Below are 370 nucleotides of genomic sequence, written 5' to 3' on the forward strand. Positions count from 1 at the left end.
TCACGAATCCAGATGGCACGACAACAACAACAGTGATCAAAGATGGTGCGGACGGCGAATCACCAACGGCGACAGTAGTCGACAATGGAGACGGCACGCATACAGTGACGATCACAAATCCAGATGGCACGACAACAACAACAGTGATCAAAGACGGTGTTGATGGAGTAGACGGTAAAGATGGCGAATCACCAACGGCGACAGTAGTCGACAATGGAGACGGTACACACACAGTGACGATCATGAATCCAGATGGCACGACAACAACAACAGTGATTAAAGATGGTGCGGACGGCGAATCACCGACAGCGACAGTAGTCGACAACGGCGACGGCACGCACACAGTGACGATCACAAATCCAGACGGCAC

1 protein-coding gene is annotated in these 370 nt (G+C 51.9%); it reads left to right on the forward strand.

The features are described from left to right. Positions 1–370, forward strand: a 370-nt coding sequence (locus ERX37_RS11275; protein WP_424960695.1) for a collagen-flanked surface repeat-containing protein, incomplete at both ends; no start/stop codon positions are given.

The sequence above is a fragment of the Macrococcus hajekii genome, assembly GCF_004359505.1.
GTDB lineage: Bacteria > Bacillota > Bacilli > Staphylococcales > Staphylococcaceae > Macrococcus > Macrococcus hajekii.